This is a genomic window from Streptomyces sp. NBC_01446 (genome assembly GCF_026340095.1).
GTDB lineage: Bacteria > Actinomycetota > Actinomycetes > Streptomycetales > Streptomycetaceae > Streptomyces > Streptomyces aureus.
The window spans coordinates 3685855-3704355 of sequence record NZ_JAPEPO010000001.1 but is presented as its reverse complement, the minus strand read 5'-3'; the positions used below and the strand labels follow the sequence as shown (position 1 = coordinate 3704355).

The window sequence follows — 18501 nt, the reverse complement described above, 5'->3', positions numbered from 1 at the left end:
TCAGAAGCCTTCCTTCTCCGTGATGAGCATCAGTGCGTTGCCGTCCGGGTCGCTGAAGGAGGCCATGCGCCCCCACGGCACGTCGTCGGGGCCGGTGACCTCGGCCCCGGCGGCGGTGAGCCGCGCGCAGTCGGCGTCGACGTCGGTCGTCACCAACATGATCCCCCGCGCCGAACCCGGGGTGAAATCCCCCATGCCCGGGCCGGCCAGCGTGAAGACGGTTTGCGCGCCCGCGGGTGCGACCTGGAGCCAGCGGCCCGGCGGCATCTCACGGTCGGCCATGACGTCGAAGCCGAGCACGTCGACGTAGAAGCGCAGGGCGCGGTCCTGGTCGGCGACAGGGAGGGTGATGAAGGAGGCGTGCGTGATGTTCGTGTGGCTGCTCATGCCCGGACTATAAGTAGGAATTTCCCTACGCGTCAAAGGTAGGAAAATTCCTACGCGATACTTTCCCGGGGTGGTGCCGCTTGGGGCCGAAGCCGACCGCGATTCCCTCTACCTTCGTCCGTACAGGCGTCGGAACCGATGGAAGGCGGCCCATGATGGCGACTCGAGGGAACGCGGAGATCCGTGGCGACGAGCGCGGCACGCTCCTGATCTTTCTCGCCGGGCAGCGCGGCGCCGTCCGGCGGGCCGTGCTCGGGCTGACCGACGAGCAGGCCGCGGCGACGCCGAGCGCCAGCGCCCTGTCGCTGTCCGGGCTGGTCAAGCATGTCGCGGAGACCGAGCAGGGGTGGGTGGCGCGGGCCCGGCAGGTCGCGCCCGACATGCAGCGCACCGAGGAGAACTGGGCCGACAGCTTCCGGCTCGTGGGCGACGAGTCCGTAGAGTCGGCCCTCGCCTACTGGGACAAGGTGGCGCTGGCCACCGAGGAGTTCGTCCGGTCGGTGCCGAGCCTCGACGACACGTTCCCGCTGCCCCGCCATCACTGGTCGCCGGGCGAGGAGGAGGTGTCCGTGCGGTGGCTGCTGCTCCATCTGATCCGGGAGGCGGCCCGGCACGCGGGGCACGCGGACATCATCCGCGAGTCCCTGGACGGGAAGACGGCGTACGAGCTGGTGGAGATGGCGCGGGAGTGACGTCCTACGCTGGGGCCCATGTCAGCGATCCGCCTCCTGGTCCTCGGGGCCGTACGCCAGCACGGCCGCGCGCACGGGTACCAGGTGCGCAACGACCTCGAATACTGGGGCGCGCACGAGTGGTCGAACGCCAAGCCCGGGTCGATCTATCACGCGCTCAAGCAGATGGCGAAGCAGGGATTCCTCGTCGCGCACGAGATCGCGCCCTCCACGGCCGGCGGCCCGCCGCGCACCGAGTACGAGATCACGGACAAGGGCACCGAGGAGTTCCTCACGCTGCTGCGGGAGGCGCTCGTGACGTACGACCAGAAGCCGGACATCCTCTCGGCGGCGCTCGGCTTCATCGTCGATCTGCCGCGGCGGGAAGCGGTGGAGCTGCTGCGCCGGCGCGTGGAAGGCATCGAGGAGTGGCGGCGCGCGGTCACTGAGTACTACACGCCCGAGGACGGGCCCGAACGGCTCGGCCACATCGGCGAGATCATGAATTTCTGGGTGCACTCGGCCGACGCCGGCGCGGAGTGGACGCGGGGGCTGATCGGCCGGATCGAGGGCGGCGCGTACACATTCGCGGGGGAGGGTGAGCCCTTTGTCGGGGTGCTCGCCGAGGGGCAGGAGAACCCCTACGCCACGGGTGAGCCGGATCCCGGGGATCCGCGTTAATCAAGTTTGACTAACGATGGAGGCGGGGATACCTTTCCAGCCTAGTCAAATTTGATTAGTGAGGTTCTCGGTGGGAGGAGCCGGATGACCGACGCGATCATCGTCGAGGGCACACGGAAGAGGTACGGGGACAAGTGGGCGCTGGACGGGCTCGACCTCACGGTCGCCCGCGGCACCGTCCACGGCCTGCTCGGTCCGAACGGCGCGGGCAAGACGACGGCCGTCCGCGCCATGACGACGCTGTTGCGGGTCGACGAGGGCCGGGTCGAGGTGGCGGGGTACGACGTGCGGCGGCAGGCGGACGAGGTGCGGCGCCGCATCGGGCTCCTCGGCCAGCACGCGGCGGTGGACGAGGAGCTCGGCGGGTGGCAGAACCTGGAGATGTTCGGCCGCCTCCACCACCTGGGTGCCCGGCGCGCGCGGGTGCGGGCCGGCGAACTCCTTGAGCGCTTCGGCCTCGCCGGGACCGGGCGCAAGGCGGTCAGGCAGTACAGCGGCGGCATGCGGCGACGGCTCGACCTGGCCGCCTCCCTCATCACGGACCCCGAGGTGCTCTTCCTGGACGAGCCGACGACGGGCCTCGATCCGCGTGGGCGGGCCGAGGTGTGGGGCGCGGTGCGCTCGCTGGTCGGGGGCGGTACGACGGTGCTGCTCACGACGCAGTATCTGGAGGAGGCCGACCAGCTCGCCGACCGCATCTCGGTCGTGGACCGGGGCCGGGTCGTCGCCGAGGGGACGGCCGACGAGCTGAAGGCGCGGCTCGGCGGCGACCGGATCGACGTCGTCGTGCGGGACGGGGCACAACTGGGCGTGGCGGCACGGCTGTTGCCGGACGGTGCCACGGTCGACAAGGACCGCCGGCTGGTCAGTGCGCCCGTCGCCGACCGGATGGCCGCGCTCACCGAGGCCGTGCGGGCGCTTCAGGAGGCGGGTGTGGAGGCGGAGGACATCGCGGTGCGCAGACCGACCCTGGACGAGGTGTTCCTGCATCTGACGGGACCGGGACAGAAGGACACGGCGGAACGTGGGCACATGGCGGACCGGTCGGAGGTGACCGCATGAGTACGCCGATGAGCTGGGCCGTCGCCGACTCGTGGACCATGACGCGGCGCGAGCTTGCGCATTGGGCGCGGCAGCCGACGCAGATCGTGGTGGGTCTGGTCTTCCCGGTGATGCTGCTGCTGATGTTCGGCTTCCTGATCGGCGGCGGCAAGGGCGTCGAGGGCGAGTACGTCGACTATCTGGTGCCGGGCATGCTCGCGCTCACCATGGCGTTCGGGCTCGAGGCGACGATGCTGGCGGTGACGCAGGATCTCAATAAGGGCGTGATCGACCGGTTCAGGTCGATGCCGATGGTCAACGGAGCGGTGCTGGTGGGCCGTTCGGCCGCCGACATGCTCCAGTCGGCCGCCGCGCTTGTCGTGATGACCGGCGTCGGTTACGTGATCGGCTGGCGTCCGCACGGCTCGACCGGGGCCCTCCTCGGCGCGCTCGGCCTGCTGCTCCTCTTCCGGTTCGCGATGCTGTGGATCGGCATCCACCTGGCGATGGTGGCGGGGAAGCCGGAGCTGGTGCAGGCCGTGCAGATCCTGGTCTGGCCGGTCGGATTCCTGTCGAACGCGCTCGCCGAGCCCGGCTCGATGCCGGGCTGGCTGGGCACGGTCGTCGAGTGGAACCCGATGTCGCACACGGCGACGGCCGTACGGGACCTGTTCGGCGGCCCCGGTGGGGAGCCGGGGCATCTGTGGGCGGCGGTGCTCTGGCCGCTCGCGCTGCTCGCGGTGTTCTTCCCGCCGGCGGTACGGAAGTTCGCGGCGCTCAGCAGATAGGGCTCTGCGTGTGCGGCGCTCAGTGAGCAGGGCTCGGCGGATGGGGCCCGTGAACGGTGTCAGTGGTGGAAGGCGGTCGCCGCCTCTTTGTCGCGGGTCAGCGGGTGCGCCTGTCGGCGCAGTTCGGGCAGCAGGCGGTTGAGGTCGGAGAGGAAGAGCGCCGCCAGGTCCGCCGAGAAGCCGTTGCGGCACACCAGCCGCAGCACCGCCAGGTCCTGGCGGTGCGCGGGGAAGGTGTACGCGGGCACGAGCCAGCCGAATTCGCGCAGGCGGCGCGAGACGTCGAAGACGTCGTACGCCTTCACCTCGGGTGCTGTCGTGAAGGTGACGACGGGCAGTTGGTCGCCGCGCGTGATGAGCTGGAAGTCGCCGAGGGACTCGATGCGTTCGGCGAGGCCTCGGGCGACGTCCCGGGTCGACTGCTGGACCGCGCGGTAGCCCTCGCGGCCCAGGCGCAGGAACGTGTAGTACTGCGCGACGACCTGCGCGCCGGGCCGGGAGAAGTTGAGGGCGAAGGTCGGCATGTCGCCGCCCAGGTAGTTGACCCGGAAGACCAGATCCTCCGGCAGGTCGTCCGCCGTACGCCACAGGGCCCAGCCGACGCCGGGGTAGACGAGGCCGTACTTGTGGCCCGACGTGTTGATGGACGACACCCGCGGCAGGCGGAAGTCCCAGACCAGCTCGGGGTCGATGAAGGGCGCGATCATGCCGCCGGAGGCGCCGTCGACGTGGACGGGGATGTCGAGGCCGGTCTTCTCATGGAGGGTGTCGAGGGCGGCGCACAGCTCCGCGATCGGCTCGTACGAACCGTCGAACGTCGAGCCGAGGATGCCGACGACGCCGATGGTGTTCTCGTCGCACAGATCGGCGGCGGCCTGCGGATCGAGGTGGAAGCGGTCGCCGTCCATGGGGACCTGGCGCGCCTCGACCTCCCAGAAGTTGCAGAACTTGTCCCAGCAGACCTGGACGTTGATGCCCATGACGAGGTTCGGGCGGGCGTGCTTGGACGGGTAGCGGTCGGTGTTCCGCTTCATCCAGCGGCGCTTGAGGGCCATCCCGGCGAGCATGCACGCCTCGCTCGAACCGGTGGTCGAGCAGCCGACGGCGCCGTCCGGGTCGGGGGCGTTCCACAGGTGGGCGAGCATCGACACACAGCGCCGCTCCAGCTCCGCGGTGCGCGGGTACTCGTCCTTGTCGATCATGTTCTTGTCTCTGCACTCGCCCATCAGGACGCCGGCCTGCGGTTCCATCCATGTGGTGACGAACGTGGCGAGGTTGAGCCGTGCGTTGCCGTCGAGCATCAGCTCGTCGTGGACCAGCTGGTACGCCGTGGAGGGCGGCATGGGGTCGTCGGGCAGCCGGTGCTTGGGCGGGGCGTCGGTCATGCCGCCGACCGGATTGGCCTCGCCGTAGAAGGGGTTGACGGCCATCGGGCGCTCGTCGTGCTGGTCGGGACCGTGGTGCAGCGGCATCGTCGCGGGCTCCCTCGATACGGGTCGTGGCCTCATCGCGAGGATACGGAGAGGTGGGGTGTCCCGCCCGGCGAGACCGCGCGGCCGCGCCGTTCGGCGGTACCGCTCAGCGCACGGACGTGCCGTCGTCGCGCAGCTGCATCTGGGGGCGTCCGGTGACCAGGATCCAGCCCGGCAGCGAGGCGATGCACAGCAGGGCGATGATCGCCGGGGACGCGACGAGGACGGCCGCGGTGAACAGGCTGATCCAGCCCTGCCGGGTGATGGCGAGCAGGATGCCGAGGACGCCCGCCGAGACGCCGACGGCGGGGTGCACGCCCGGCACGAGCGCGTGGGCGAGGAGGCCGAAGGCCGACCCGACGAAGACCGCGGGGAAGATCCGGCCGCCGCGGAAGCCGCAGGAGGCGGCGACCAGCAGGGCCGCCAGCTTCACCACCGTCATCAGGGCGAACTCGCCGGCCGACCAGCCGTCGGGGTGCCGGGCCAGCTCGGCGACCTCGTCGAGGCCCTTGAAGAGCGTGAGATGTCCGCCGAGCGCGCCGAGCAGACCGAGCACGAGCCCGCCCGCGGGCAGCATCAGCATGGGGTGCTTGAGGCGTCCGAACGCGGCGTGCGTGTGAGGGAAGGCGTAGACGGCCGCCATGCCGAGGACCGCGGCCACGGAGGTGATCACCAGGGAGGCGAGGAGGTCACCCCAGCCCGGCCGGGGGACGGCGGGCAGACCGAGGTCGAAGGTGGGGTGTGCGACGAGGGTCGTGGTCATCGCGCCTGTCGCGGCCGCGAGGAGCGGCGCGAACAGGGCGTCCCACAGCGAGCCCCTGATCTGCCTGCCGGCGAGGGCCTCGGAGATGACGAGGGCGGCGGCGACGGGTGTGCCGAACAGTGCGCCGAGCGTCGCCGCCTCGGCCAGCGAGACCCAGAGCGCGGGGGGCACGACGGGCATGGCCTTCGCGCCGAGCCAGAACACGAGGGCGATGTTGGCGGCGATGATCGGGTTCTCGGGGCCGAGGCTGGGCCCGCCGGCCAGCATCAGCGCGGTCGCGACGAGCAGCCCGGGCAGCAGGAACGGCGGCAGCGGCGCGCTCGCGAGCCCGATGGTGGCCGGGTCGGGTCCCGCGTGACCGGGCGCCTTCCAGACGACGAGGCCTACGAGGATGCCGGTCGTGGTCAGCATGACGATCATCCAGAGCGAGGAGTACCCGCCGATGCCGAGCGCGTCGGGCAGGTCCGTCCACAGCACGTGCTGGAGCTTCTCGGCGAGCTCGCTCACGCCGAGGAACAGCAGGCTGCACGCGACGCCTACGACGAGCGCGGGGACGACCAGCGGCAGCAACGCCCGTGCCGGGGTGGTCTCCTGGGGCGCGGCCTGCTCGTCGGTGCTCACCGGCACACCATAAGCGGACGAAAGCCGCATAACACCCGGAGGAATTGCCGCTTGCACCTCACGTGACGTGAGGCTGCACGCTGGGACCCGTGCCGACGAAGGCGCCGACACAGGCGCCGACAAAGACACGGACGCAGGCACCGACAAAGACAGCGACAAAGACAGCGACAAAGACAGCGACAAAGACAGCGACAGGGAGAGGGGAGGAGCCGTGAGCTACTCCGTGGGGCAGGTCGCCGGGTTCGCCGGCGTCACGGTGCGCACGTTGCACCACTACGACGAGATCGGCCTGCTGGCGCCGGTCGGGCGTAGCCACGCGGGTCATCGGCGCTACAGCGACGCCGACCTGGACCGGCTCCAGCAGATCCTGTTCTACCGGGAGCTCGGCTTCCCTCTCGACGAGGTCGCGGCCCTTCTCGACGACCCGGAAGCGGACCCGCGCGCGCATCTGCGCCGCCAGTACGAGCTGCTGACCGCCCGGATCGGCAAGCTCCAGAAGATGGCCGCCGCCGTCCAAATCGCCATGGAGGCACGCAAGATGGGCATCGATCTCGCGCCCGAGGAGAAGTTCGAGGTCTTCGGCGACCACGACCCCGAGCAGTACGCCGACGAGGTCCAGGAGCGCTGGGGCCACACCGAGGCCTACGCCGAGTCGCAGCGCAAGGCCGCCTCGTACACGAAGGAGGACTGGCTGCGGATCAAGGAGGCGAACGACGACTGGATGCGCCGCCTCATCGCCGTCATGGACTCGGGCGAGGAGCCCGGGTCCGGGGCCGCGATGGATCTCGCGGAGGAGCACCGGCAGCAGATCTGCCGGTTCCACTACGAGTGCACCTACGAGATCCAGACCGCTCTCGGTGAGATGTTCGTCGCGGACGAGCGCTACCGGCGCAACCTCGACAAGGACCGGGAGGGCGTGGCCGCCTTCCTGCGGGAGGCGATCCTCGCCAACGCCGTGCGCAACGTGTAGCCGCCCTACCGCGGTGCGATCACCACGGCCGTGCCGTACGCGCACACCTCGGTGCCCACGTCCGCCGCCTCGGTGACGTCGAAGCGGAACATCAGCACCCCGTTGGCGCCGCGGGAGCGGGCCTGCTCGACGAGCCGTTCCATCGCCTGGTTGCGGGTCTCCACCAGCGTCTTGGTGAGGCCCTTCAGCTCGCCGCCGATCATCGATTTGAGTCCGGCGCCGATCTGGCTGCCCAGGTGCCTGGAGCGGACGGTGAGGCCGAAGACCTCGCCGATCACCTTCTCCACCCGGTAGCCCGGCACGTCGTTCGTGGTGACGACGAGCACATCCGTCTGCGGATTCTGGCCGCCGCCGTAGTCTTCGATACCCATACACACAGGTTTGCCACAGTTGACGCACCGTGCATCCTGGGAGGGCCGCTGGAACCTGGCGCCGTCATCCGGCGTTGATAACTTTGCATCGCCATTGCCCTCGCTTCACCACCCCTCAGGAGTCCGGAACCGTGACGACGCTTGCTCTCGGACCAAGCTGGCTGGACCCGGACCACCTGCTCAACACGTTCGGCATCTGGGGCCTGCTCCTGATCGTGTTCGCGGAGTCCGGCCTGCTCATCGGCTTCTTCCTGCCGGGCGACTCCCTGCTCTTCACCTGCGGACTGCTGATCACCGCCGGCACGCTGGACTTCCCCCTGTGGGGCGCCGTCGGCCTGATCTGCGTCGCCGCGATCCTCGGTGACCAGGCGGGTTACCTCTTCGGCAAGAAGGTCGGCCCCTCGCTGTTCAACCGCCCGGACTCCCGCCTCTTCAAGCAGGAGAACGTGGTCAAGGCCCACGAGTTCTTCGAGAAGTACGGCCCGAAGTCCCTGGTCCTGGCCCGCTTCGTGCCCATCGTCCGCACGTTCACGCCGATCATCGCGGGCGTCAGCGGCATGAAGTACCGCTCGTTCATCACGTTCAACATCATCGGCGGCGTGCTCTGGGGCGCGGGTGTCACACTCCTCGGCTCCTGGCTCGGCAACATCGAGTTCGTCCACAAGAACATCGAGGCGATCCTGATCCTGATCGTCCTCGTCTCGGTGGTCCCCATCGCGATCGAGTTCCTGAGGGCGCGCAGCAAGTCGAAGAAGGCCCAGGCGGCGATGCCCCAGCCGCAGACGCCGCCGCAGGGTCAGCGCGGCCGCCACGCGAAGCGCTAGACCGCCAGGGCGCCTCCGCGGCGTCCTAGAACCCTCGGGTCCGCTTCGCCGCCCGGCGCCCCGCCGCGCCGGGCGAGCGCAGGAACAGCCGCGCGATCTCGGACCCGAGGTTCACCCCGATCGCGATGGCCATGGCGAGAGCCGCCGCCTTCGTCAGCGACACCAGGCCCGCGTCCACATCGTTCTGCGCGATGGCCAGCAGCCCGAAGTACGTCGCGGAACCCGGCAGCAGCGGCCCGATCGCCGCCGTCACGTACGGCAGCGCGGACGCGAACCGGTAGCGCGAGAAGAGCTGCCCGAACAGGCCGACGAGCCCGGCCGCCGCCGCGGTGGAGGCGACCGGCGAGATCCCGCCGACGACGTGCATGGCCCCGTACACGACCCACGCCACACCGCCGTTCAGCGTCACCGCGAGCACGGTGGAGCGTTCCTGCTGGAGCAGGATGGCGAAGGCGAGCGAGAGCGCCATCGAGGCCGCGATCTGCCAGTAGGGGCGGTCGAGGACCTGGAGGGCCGCCTCCGGGTTCAGCTGCGCGTGCAGCTGGACGCCGAGATAGAGCACGATCAGGACGCCGATGACGATGCCGACGAAGAAGTACATGACTTCGAGCAGGCGCGCGGCCGCGGTGATGTAGTAGCCGGTCAGTCCGTCCTGCACGCCCGCCACGAGGGCCCGCCCCGGCAGCAGCGCGAACAGCCCACCGGTGATCACCGCGGAGGCTCGTACGTCCACGAGGTTGTGCGCGAGGGTCAGCAGGATCCCTATGGCGGCGGGCGGCATCGCGGCGACGGTGAACTGGTAGAACTCCGGCAGCCCGCGGCCCGCGCACAGCCAGGCCAGCCGGTCGCCGAGGATCGCGCCGAGCGCCGCCGCGACGAAGACGATGAGGTCACCGCCGACGAGGATCGAGGCGCCGCCCGCCAGGAGCCCGGTGGCCGCGGAGAGCACCCAGCCGGGGTAGGGGTGGCGGTTGCGGCGGATCTCGGCGAGACGCCGGTAGGCCTCCTCCAGGGAGACGTCGACCTCTTCGTCGCTGATGTCGTACACCAGCTGGAACACGGCCGCGAGGCGCGTGTAGTCGGTGCCGCGCCGCCGCACGGTCCGTGACGCGGTCACCGGGTCGTCGACCAGCGACGGCTGGTACGAGATCGAGAGCAGCGTGAACGTCACCGTCGGCTCGCACCGGTCGAGGCCGTAGGAGCGGCACACGGCGAACATCGCCGCCTCCACGTCCTCGGCGCCCTCACCGCCCGCGAGGAGCAGCTCGCCGATGCGCAGGGTCAGGTCGAGGACGCGCGGAACGGCCGGGCCCTCGTCGTCGTGCTTCTGCACGGGCTCGGCCGCGGGGCGTTCGGCGACCGGCATGCGCAGCATCGTGCGCATCCGGTCCTGCCAGGGCGCCTCCTTGGTCAGCTTGACCATGGGGATGCCGTGCGCGGGTGTGAACGCGGGCGGTGGGTACCGAGAGCTGTAGGTCTGCGGGGGAGTGAAGGCCGAACCGCTGGAGTCGGCGGGTGCGGCGGCCGGGGTGCTGAGCCCGTCCGGGATCGCGAACTCGGACGTCGTCTGTGACTCGTCCTGCTCGGGCGCCGGGGCCTGCGGTACCACCCCTTGCGGTGGGGTGAAGGCGCTGCGTGCCTCGTCCGACTGCGGTTTGCGGTCTTCGGCCGCCTCCGGCTCCCGCTCCGTCACCAACTCGCCCTTCGTATGACGCCTGCGCACCTCCCGGTACGCCTCAGTATGAGCACAGATACGCGAACGGGCCGCCCCACCCCCGGAGGAGTCGGACGGCCCGTGCGTGGCGGGGGAGGTCAGTGACCGCCCTCGTCCTTGAAGCGCTTGTAGGACCGCTCGATCTCGGCCTCGGCCTCGGTGCGGCCGACCCAGTCGGCACCCTCGACGGACTTGCCGGGCTCCAGGTCCTTGTAGACCTCGAAGAAGTGCTGGATCTCCAGGCGGTCGAACTCGGACACGTGGTGAATGTCGCGCAGGTGCTCCACGCGGGGGTCCGAGGCGGGGACGCACAGCAGCTTGTCGTCACCGCCGGCCTCGTCCGTCATCCGGAACATGCCGATGGCGCGGCACTTGATGAGGCAGCCGGGGAAGGTCGGCTCCTCCAGGATGACCAGCGCGTCCAGCGGGTCCCCGTCCTCACCGAGCGTGTTCTCGACGAATCCGTAGTCGGCCGGGTAGCTGGTCGAGGTGAAGAGTCGACGGTCCAGGCGGATCCGACCGGTCTCGTGGTCCACCTCGTACTTGTTCCGCGAACCCTTCGGAATCTCGATCGTGACGTCGAACTCCACCGGTGGCTCCTCCATGATCAACACATACGACTGGTGGTTAAGTGTCCCTCACGCAGGTGTGTGATCGCGAAAGGGGCTGGTCCGTGGTGCCCGAGCTCAAGGCTTCGCAGGCAGTTTCACAGGCAGTGAAGATGCTTACGAAGGTCAAGACCTGGCAGCTCACAGCGGGCGCTGCCACCCTGGGCCTGGCGCTCTCGGCCGTGGCGGTGGCCTCGGCCGGTCCGTGGGACTCCAGCGGTCAGCGTACGGCGGAGGCGCGCCGGGCTGTGTCCCAGGAGGCCGGGGGTGGCACAGATCACGGCCGCGACGGGCGCTCCGACGAGCCGGACGCCGCCCCGAGCGCCCGTGCCGTCCTCGCGGCGCCGGGCGGCTCGGTCCCCGGCCCCACCAAGCGCGCGCTCGCCCACGTGCTCGACCCTCTCCTGAACGACCCGGCCCTCGGCAAGCGGCGCACCGCGGCCGTCGTCGACGCGGCCACCGGCGAGCGGCTGTACGGCAAGAGCTCCGGCGACGCCCTGACGCCCGCGTCGACCACCAAGCTCGCCACGGCGGTCGCCGCCCTGTCGATGCCGGGATCCGACCACCGCATCGACACGAAGACCGTCATCGAGCCCGACTCGTCGGCGCACGAGGTCGTCCTCGTCGGCGGCGGCGACCCCACGCTCACCGCCCGCAAGGACGCCGGACCGAACGCGAGCCTGCGCGCCCTCGCCGACGCCACCGCCAAGGAACTGAAGGACCGGGACACGGACGAGATCACGCTCTCGTACGACACCTCGCTCTACTCGGGGCCGCTCCTGCACCCCATCGGGCCCAACGAGAACATCGCGCCGGTCAGCGCCCTCATGGCCGACGAGGCGCGCATGGACGACTCGTCGAGCGGCCCGGCGCCCCGCGAGTCCGACCCGGCGGCCGCCGCCGCGCGGAAGTTCGCGGATCTGCTGCACGACCGCGGCATCAAGACGAAGGGCGAGCCGGGCCCGGCCAAGGCGTCGGGCGACGCCGAGAAACTGGCCAAGGTGTCGTCGCCGCCCGTGTCGGCCCTGGTCGAACGCATGCTGACGCACAGTGACAACGACATCGCGGAGGCCCTGGCCCGCCAGGTGGCGCTCGCCAAGGACGAGGCCGCGAGCTTCGACGGCGGGGGCGCGGCGATCCGCAAGGAGCTGGACAAGCTCCGACTCCCGCTCTCCGGAAGCCACTTCGCGGACGGCAGCGGCCTCGACCGCGCCGACAAGGTCTCCGCCGACCTGCTCACCCAGGTCCTCGCGCGCGCCGTCGAACGCGAGCGCCCCGGGCTGCGTCCGGTCCTCACCGGACTGCCCGTCGCCGGCTTCACGGGCACGCTGAGCAAGCGGTACACCGACGCGGCCGACGCGGCGGGCATCGGCCTCGTACGGGCCAAGACCGGCACGCTGACCGGGGTGAACACGCTGGCCGGAACGGTCGTCGACGCGGACGGTCGGCTTCTGGTCTTCGCGTTCATGACGGACGGCACCGTGAACCCGGGACAGGCTCAGGCGGCCCTGGACCGGCTTGCGTCGACGGTCGCGAACTGCGGCTGCCGCTGACCCGCCCCGCACCCCGGCCCCGCCCGTCACGGCCGTGTCCCCTAAGGGGCACAACCGGGGCGCTGTCCGGGGCCAAGCCCCTGTGCACCAGGACCCGAGCACGTACGGTTGACGCATGACGAGCATCGGTGGTGCTTCTGGGATGGTCGACTGGAATCTCGCGGTGGCGACCGCGACCCGACTCGTGCGGCCGGGTCCGGAGGTGACCCGGGACGAGGCGCGGGCGATCGTCGCGGAACTGCGCCGGCACGCCAAGGCCTCCGAGGAACACGTCCGCGGCTTCACGCGGATGTCCACCGAGGAGGCGCACGACACGCCTGTCCTCGTCGTCGACCGCCCCGGCTGGGTCCGGGCGAACGTGGCGGGGTTCAGGGAGCTTCTCAAGCCCCTCCTGGACAAGATGGAGGAGCGGCGCGGCTCGGGCCCCGGCGGAGCGGTCCTCGGCGCCGTCGGCGGCAAGGTCACGGGCGTCGAGCTCGGCATGCTGCTGTCGTTCCTGTCCTCCCGCGTCCTCGGACAGTACGAGACCTTCGCCCCCGCCACCCGGGACCTGCCGGCCGCGCCGAACGGCGGCGGAAGACTGCTCCTCGTCGCGCCGAACATCGTGCACGTGGAGCGCGAACTCGACGTGAATCCGCACGACTTCAGGCTCTGGGTGTGCCTGCACGAGGAGACGCACCGCACGCAGTTCACGGCCGTGCCCTGGCTGCGCGACCACCTCGAGGGCGAGATCCAGTCATTCCTCGCCGAGACCGACGTCGACCCGATGACGTTCCTGGAGCGCATCAGGGAGGCAGCTCAGTCCCTGGCGGGCGCACGCCCCGAGGGCGAGCAGGGTGAGGGCGACGACGGGGGCCGCTCCCTGGTCGAGCTCGTGCAGTCCCCGGCCCAGCGCGAGATCCTCGCCCGGCTCACCGCCGTGATGTCGCTGCTCGAAGGGCACGCGGACTTCGTGATGGACGGGGTCGGGCCCGCGGTGGTGCCGTCGGTGACCGAGATCAGGGAGAAGTTCAAGGAGCGCCGTCAGAAGGGTGCGTCCCGCCTGGACCTGGCGCTGCGCAAGCTCCTGGGCCTCGACGCGAAGCTGCGCCAGTACCGCGACGGCGAGCGGTTCGTCAGGGCCGTGGTGAACGAGGTGGGTATGGACGGATTCAATCGCGTATGGACATCGCCGAACACGCTCCCCACCAAGGCGGAGATCGCCAAACCGGCGGACTGGGTCGCGCGGGTGCACCGCAAGTCTGAGGGTGCACCGTAAGGCAGGGTCGTGAAACAAATACGGCCAACGGCAGGAGAACGCCCCCGTAATCACCCATCCGAGGGACCGTGGGCCGTGGGTAGGCGTGCAATGCTCGGGGAATGGCTCGGCTCTGTCACGATCGACACACTCTGGGTGACTGAAATCACCGAGTCACTGTTGAGTGACTAGTCCGAGCCACACCCCCACCGAAAACTTCATGAAGGGAACCGGACATGGGTCCCCATCCTGCGGTCGCGGCGATACGCCTGGCGGTCCGCCGCGTACTCCACGACGTACTCAACGACCTCAGCGTCCCCCACACGGTGCCAGAAGGCCCGCGCACCCCGCCCCTGGTGCTTGTCGCCTGCTCCGGCGGCGCCGACTCCATGGCACTCGCCTCCGCCCTCGCCTTCGAGGCCCCCAAGCTCGGCATCCGCGCCGGTGGCGTGACGGTGGACCACGGTCTGCAGCCCGGCTCCGATCTCCGCGCCGCCGAAGTCGTCGCGCGGCTCACCGCCCTGCGCCTCGATCCCGTCGAGTCCGCGGCCGTGCACGTCGGCCGCGACGGCGGGCCCGAAGCCGCCGCCAGGGACGCCAGATACGCCGCGCTCGACGCCGCCGCGGACCAGCACGGCGCCGCCGCGATCCTGCTCGGCCACACCCGCGACGATCAGGCGGAGACGGTCCTGCTCGGCCTCGCCCGCGGCTCCGGCATCCGCTCCCTGTCGGGCATGGCCGCGACCTCGGGGGTCGACGGCCGTTACCGCAGGCCCTTCCTGCACGTCGACCGCCAGACCGCCCGCAAGGCGTGCATGGCCCAGTCGCTGCCCGTCTGGGACGACCCCCACAACACCGATCCGGCGTACACGCGCTCCCGGCTGCGCCACGAGGGGCTGCCCGCCCTGGAGAAGGCGCTCGGCAAGGGCGTCGTCGAGGCGCTCGCCCGTACGGCCCAGTTGTCCCGTGACGACGCCGACGCCCTGGACACGTGGGCCGCGCAGGCCGAGGCCATGGTGCGGGACCCCGCGGGCCTCCTGGAGTGCGCCAAGCTCTTCGCGCTGCCCCCCGCCGTACGCCGCCGTGTACTGCGCCGCGCGGCCATCGAGGCCGGCGCCCCGGCGGGTGCTCTGTTCGCCCGGCACATCGAAGAGGTCGACCGTTTGATCACCGGTTGGCGCGGTCAGGGGGAGATCAACCTCCCCGGCAAGGTCGTGGCTCAGCGGCAGGGTGGCAGACTGGTCATCCGGCAAGGCTGACGAGGGGCGCGAGTCCTTCAGCGGCCGGTGGGACGACCGAAAGTGATGCGGGTGGACGCGAAAGACATGGGCACCGACCTTCAGTCGGTGCTCATCACCAAGGAAGAGATCGACGCGAAGCTGGCCGAGCTGGCCGCGAAGATCGATGCGGAATACGCGGGCAAGGACCTGCTGATCGTCGGTGTCCTCAAGGGCGCCGTGATGGTCATGGCGGACCTGGCGCGTGCGCTGTCCACCCCCGTCACGATGGACTGGATGGCGGTGTCCTCGTACGGCGCGGGCACCCAGTCGTCCGGCGTCGTGCGGATCCTCAAGGACCTCGACACCGACATCAAGGGCAAGCACGTCCTGATCGTCGAGGACATCATCGACTCCGGCCTCACGCTGTCGTGGCTGCTCACCAACCTCGGCACCCGCGAGCCCGCGAGCCTCGAGGTCTGCACGCTGCTGCGCAAGCCGGAGGCGGCGAAGGTGGCCATCGACGTGAAGTGGACCGGGTTCGAGATCCCGAACGAGTTCGTCGTCGGGTACGGCCTGGACTACGCGGAGAAGTACCGGAACCTGCCGTTCGTCGGCACTCTGGCTCCCCACGTCTACGGCGGCTGAACGGTCGCGGAAGCCATGTGAGACGGTCGGGAACCCTTGCGGGTTCCCCGCCGTTGGAGCATGCGTGGGCGAGATTCCCAGCCGTCCCATGCGGCTTCGGGTGACAATGCTGGGGTACCGTCCGAAGAACAGTCTTCAAAACAGCCTTTATCAAACTCACTATGGCAGGAGGGACGGGGCGGCATCGCTCCGTATGGATGGACGTGAAGCGATACTTCCGTGGGCCGGTCATGTGGATCGTGCTGGCCGTCCTTGCCGTGGTCGTGTTGATGCAGGTCGTCGGTTCGTCCGGTGGCTACAAGACAGTGGACACCGGCCAGGTCATTCAGGCCATCAACGACAACAAGGTGCAGTCGGCCAAGCTGACCACCGGCGACGAAAACAACATCAAGGTCGAGCTCAAGGACGGCCAGAAGGTCCAGGGCAGCAGCAAGATCCAGGCGAGCTACATCGGCGACCAGGGCGTCGATGTGGCCAAGGATCTGCAGGCCAAGTTCGAGGACAAGAAGATCCCCGACGGGTACACCGTCGCTCCGACGAAGCAGAACGCCTTCGTGGGGATCCTGCTCTCCCTGCTCCCCTTCGTCCTGATCGTCGTCGTCTTCCTGTTCCTGATGAATCAGATGCAGGGCGGCGGCTCCCGAGTCATGCAGTTCGGGAAGTCCAAGGCGAAGCTCATCACCAAGGACACCCCGAAGACGACGTTCGCCGATGTGGCGGGCTCGGACGAGGCTGTCGAGGAGCTCCACGAGATCAAGGAGTTCCTCCAGGAGCCGGCGAAGTTCCAGGCCGTCGGCGCCAAGATCCCCAAGGGTGTGCTGCTCTACGGCCCGCCCGGAACCGGTAAGACGCTGCTCGCGCGCGCCGTTGCCGGTGAGGCGGGGGTTCCCTTCTACTCGATCTCGGGTTCCGACTTCGTCGAGATGTTCGTCGGTGTCGGTGCCTCCCGAGTCCGTGACCTGTTCGAGCAGGCCAAGGCGAACGCCCCGGCGATCGTCTTCGTCGACGAGATCGACGCTGTCGGCCGGCACCGCGGTGCGGGTCTCGGCGGCGGTCACGACGAGCGCGAGCAGACGCTCAACCAGCTGCTCGTCGAGATGGACGGCTTCGACGTGAAGGGCGGCGTCATCCTGATCGCCGCCACGAACCGGCCCGACATCCTCGACCCGGCACTGCTGCGCCCGGGACGTTTCGACCGGCAGATCGCGGTCGACCGCCCGGACATGCAGGGCCGTCTGGAGATCCTCAAGGTTCACCAGAAGGGCAAGCCGGTCGCACCCGATGTCGACCTCTCCGCCGTCGCCCGGCGTACCCCGGGCTTCACCGGCGCCGATCTGGCGAACGTGCTGAACGAAGCGGCGCTCCTCACGGCGCGCAGCGACCTCAAGCTCGTCGACAACTCGATGCTGGACGAGGCGATCGACCGCGTAGTGGCGGGCCCGCAGAAGCGGACCCGGATCATGTCCGACAAGGAGAAGAAGATCACCGCGTACCACGAGGGCGGACACGCCCTGGTCGCGGCGGCTTCGCCCAACTCCGACCCGGTGCACAAGATCACGATCCTGTCCCGTGGACGGGCCCTCGGTTACACGATGGTCCTGCCCGACGAGGACAAGTACTCGACCACGCGCAACGAGATGCTCGACCAGCTCGCCTACATGCTGGGCGGGCGCGCGGCCGAGGAGCTGGTCTTCCACGACCCGACCACGGGCGCGGCGAACGACATCGAGAAGGCGACCACGACCGCGCGGGCCATGGTCACGCAGTACGGCATGACCGAGCGGCTCGGCGCGATCAAGTTCGGCGGCGACAACACCGAGCCGTTCCTCGGCCGGGAGATGGCGCACCAGCGCGACTACTCGGAAGAGGTCGCTGCGCTCGTCGACGAAGAGGTCAAGAAGCTCATCGAGACCGCGCACAACGAGGCCTGGGAGATCCTCGTCGAGAACCGAGACGTTCTCGACAACCTGGTCCTCGCGCTCCTGGAGAAGGAAACGCTGAACAAGGAGCAGATCGCCGAGATCTTCGCTCCGATCGTGAAGCGCCCGGCCCGCCCCGCGTGGACCGGCTCCTCCCGCCGCACCCCCTCGACCCGCCCGCCGGTGCTCTCCCCCAGGGAGCTGTCACTGACGAACGGTTCGAACGGCGCGGCAACGGGCGTCGAGTCCGGGCTGGACATCGCTCCTACGGACAGCCCCGAGGCCTGATCACCCCGGAATGGATAACCGCGTCCCCCACGCCTTACGGTGTGGGGGACGCGGTTCTTTGTTCAAGGAAGAGGCACAGATGACCGACCCGGTGACGCTGGACGGCGAGGGGCCGATCGGCGAGTTCGACGAGAAGCGGGCCGAGAACGCTGTGCGTGAGCTGCTCATCGCGGTCGGAGAGGACCCGGACCGCGAGGGCCTCAAGGAGACGCCGGCGCGGGTGGCTCGGGCGTACAGGGAGATATTCGCGGGCCTGTGGCAGAAGCCCGAGGACGTCCTGACGACGACGTTCGACCTCGGGCACGACGAGATGGTCCTGGTGAAGGACATCGAGGTCCAGAGCAGCTGTGAGCACCATCTGGTGCCGTTCGTCGGCGTCGCCCACGTCGGCTACATCCCGTCGAGCGACGGCAAGATCACGGGCCTGTCGAAGCTGGCCCGCCTCGTGGACGTCTACGCCCGGCGCCCGCAGGTCCAGGAGCGCCTGACCACGCAGATCGCCGACTCCCTGATGGAGATCCTGGAGCCGCGCGGGGTGATCGTGGTCGTCGAGTGCGAGCACATGTGCATGACGATGCGCGGGGTGCGCAAGCAGGGCGCGAAGACCATCACGTCCGCGGTGCGCGGCCAGTTGCGCGACCCGGCGACGCGCAACGAGGCGATGAGCCTGATCATCGCGCGCTGAGCCCGCGCGGGCACGCGGCAGGCACATGGGCGGGCCCCGGTGG

General features: G+C 69.8%; 17 protein-coding genes and 1 pseudogene. 12 read left to right on the top strand and 6 right to left on the bottom strand.

The window, feature by feature from the left end; all coding sequences use genetic code 11:
- A complete protein-coding gene (locus tag OG456_RS16510) occupies positions 1-387 on the bottom strand; it encodes a VOC family protein (RefSeq protein WP_266561697.1) in 387 nt (128 codons plus the stop codon).
- A gap of 155 nt (positions 388-542) precedes the next feature.
- On the opposite strand from OG456_RS16510, the gene OG456_RS16505 reads away from it, so the two are divergent.
- From OG456_RS16505 to OG456_RS16490, 4 genes are all read left to right on the top strand, one after another.
- A complete protein-coding gene (locus OG456_RS16505; RefSeq protein ID WP_266569284.1) occupies positions 543-1079 on the top strand; it encodes a DinB family protein in 537 nt (178 codons plus the stop codon).
- An 18-nt stretch (positions 1080-1097) separates the two neighbouring features.
- A complete protein-coding gene (locus OG456_RS16500) occupies positions 1098-1739 on the top strand; it encodes a PadR family transcriptional regulator (RefSeq protein WP_266561695.1) in 642 nt (213 codons plus the stop codon).
- An 84-nt stretch (positions 1740-1823) separates the two neighbouring features.
- Positions 1824-2801, top strand: a complete 978-nt coding sequence (locus tag OG456_RS16495; RefSeq protein ID WP_266561693.1) for an ATP-binding cassette domain-containing protein — start codon at positions 1824-1826, stop codon at positions 2799-2801.
- Positions 2798-3568, top strand: coding sequence for an ABC transporter permease (locus tag OG456_RS16490; RefSeq protein WP_266561691.1), 771 nt, complete (start codon positions 2798-2800; stop codon positions 3566-3568). The genes OG456_RS16495 and OG456_RS16490 overlap by 4 nt, the downstream gene beginning before the upstream one ends.
- A 59-nt stretch (positions 3569-3627) precedes the next feature.
- On the opposite strand, the gene OG456_RS16485 is transcribed toward OG456_RS16490, so the two are convergent.
- The gene (locus OG456_RS16485; protein WP_266561689.1) at positions 3628-5040 is read right to left on the bottom strand and encodes a glutamate decarboxylase; all 1413 of its coding nucleotides are present in this window, start codon (positions 5038-5040) and stop codon (positions 3628-3630) included.
- A gap of 106 nt (positions 5041-5146) precedes the next feature.
- Complete coding sequence (locus tag OG456_RS16480; RefSeq protein WP_266561687.1) at positions 5147-6430, bottom strand: ion channel protein; 1284 nt, start codon at positions 6428-6430, stop codon at positions 5147-5149.
- A gap of 205 nt (positions 6431-6635) precedes the next feature.
- On the opposite strand from OG456_RS16480, the gene OG456_RS16475 reads away from it, so the two are divergent.
- Positions 6636-7394, top strand: a complete 759-nt coding sequence (locus OG456_RS16475) for a MerR family transcriptional regulator (protein WP_266561685.1) — start codon at positions 6636-6638, stop codon at positions 7392-7394.
- A 5-nt stretch (positions 7395-7399) separates the two neighbouring features.
- Here the strand turns inward: OG456_RS16475 and OG456_RS16470 are convergent, their stop codons facing one another.
- Positions 7400-7765 carry a YbjQ family protein gene (locus tag OG456_RS16470; RefSeq protein ID WP_100597698.1) on the bottom strand — a complete coding sequence of 122 codons (366 nt, stop codon included), beginning with the start codon at positions 7763-7765 and terminating at the stop codon, positions 7400-7402.
- 131 nt (positions 7766-7896) lie between these two features.
- Here OG456_RS16470 and OG456_RS16465 point away from each other — a divergent pair.
- A pseudogene (locus OG456_RS16465) lies at positions 7897-8520 on the top strand (DedA family protein); the annotation flags it as partial.
- 94 nt (positions 8521-8614) lie between these two features.
- Here the strand turns inward: OG456_RS16465 and OG456_RS16460 are convergent.
- Entirely contained in the window at positions 8615-10312 is a 1698-nt protein-coding gene (locus tag OG456_RS16460; protein WP_266561682.1) for a threonine/serine exporter ThrE family protein, read from the bottom strand.
- Positions 10313-10401: 89 nt separating this feature from the next.
- Complete coding sequence (locus tag OG456_RS16455) at positions 10402-10893, bottom strand: inorganic diphosphatase (protein ID WP_100597700.1); 492 nt, start codon at positions 10891-10893, stop codon at positions 10402-10404.
- Positions 10894-11024: 131 nt separating this feature from the next.
- Here OG456_RS16455 and dacB point away from each other — a divergent pair, with 131 nt between their 5' ends.
- The 6 genes from dacB to folE all read left to right on the top strand — a co-directional run bounded on the left by dacB (position 11025) and on the right by folE (position 18458).
- Complete coding sequence (gene dacB / locus OG456_RS16450; protein ID WP_266561679.1) at positions 11025-12464, top strand: D-alanyl-D-alanine carboxypeptidase/D-alanyl-D-alanine-endopeptidase; 1440 nt, start codon at positions 11025-11027, stop codon at positions 12462-12464.
- Between the two features lie 115 nt (positions 12465-12579).
- Positions 12580-13722 carry a zinc-dependent metalloprotease gene (locus tag OG456_RS16445; RefSeq protein ID WP_266561677.1) on the top strand — a complete coding sequence of 381 codons (1143 nt, stop codon included), beginning with the start codon at positions 12580-12582 and terminating at the stop codon, positions 13720-13722.
- A gap of 215 nt (positions 13723-13937) precedes the next feature.
- Positions 13938-14960, top strand: coding sequence for a tRNA lysidine(34) synthetase TilS (gene tilS, locus OG456_RS16440; protein WP_266561675.1), 1023 nt, complete (start codon positions 13938-13940; stop codon positions 14958-14960).
- A gap of 45 nt (positions 14961-15005) precedes the next feature.
- The gene (gene hpt, locus OG456_RS16435; protein ID WP_116511523.1) at positions 15006-15566 is read left to right on the top strand and encodes a hypoxanthine phosphoribosyltransferase; all 561 of its coding nucleotides are present in this window, start codon (positions 15006-15008) and stop codon (positions 15564-15566) included.
- 197 nt (positions 15567-15763) lie between these two features.
- Positions 15764-17773: an ATP-dependent zinc metalloprotease FtsH gene (gene ftsH / locus OG456_RS16430; protein WP_266561673.1), complete on the top strand. Its 2010-nt coding sequence runs from the start codon at positions 15764-15766 to the stop codon at positions 17771-17773.
- A gap of 79 nt (positions 17774-17852) precedes the next feature.
- A complete protein-coding gene (folE, locus tag OG456_RS16425) occupies positions 17853-18458 on the top strand; it encodes a GTP cyclohydrolase I FolE (protein ID WP_266561671.1) in 606 nt (201 codons plus the stop codon).
- Positions 18459-18501 lie beyond the last annotated feature (43 nt).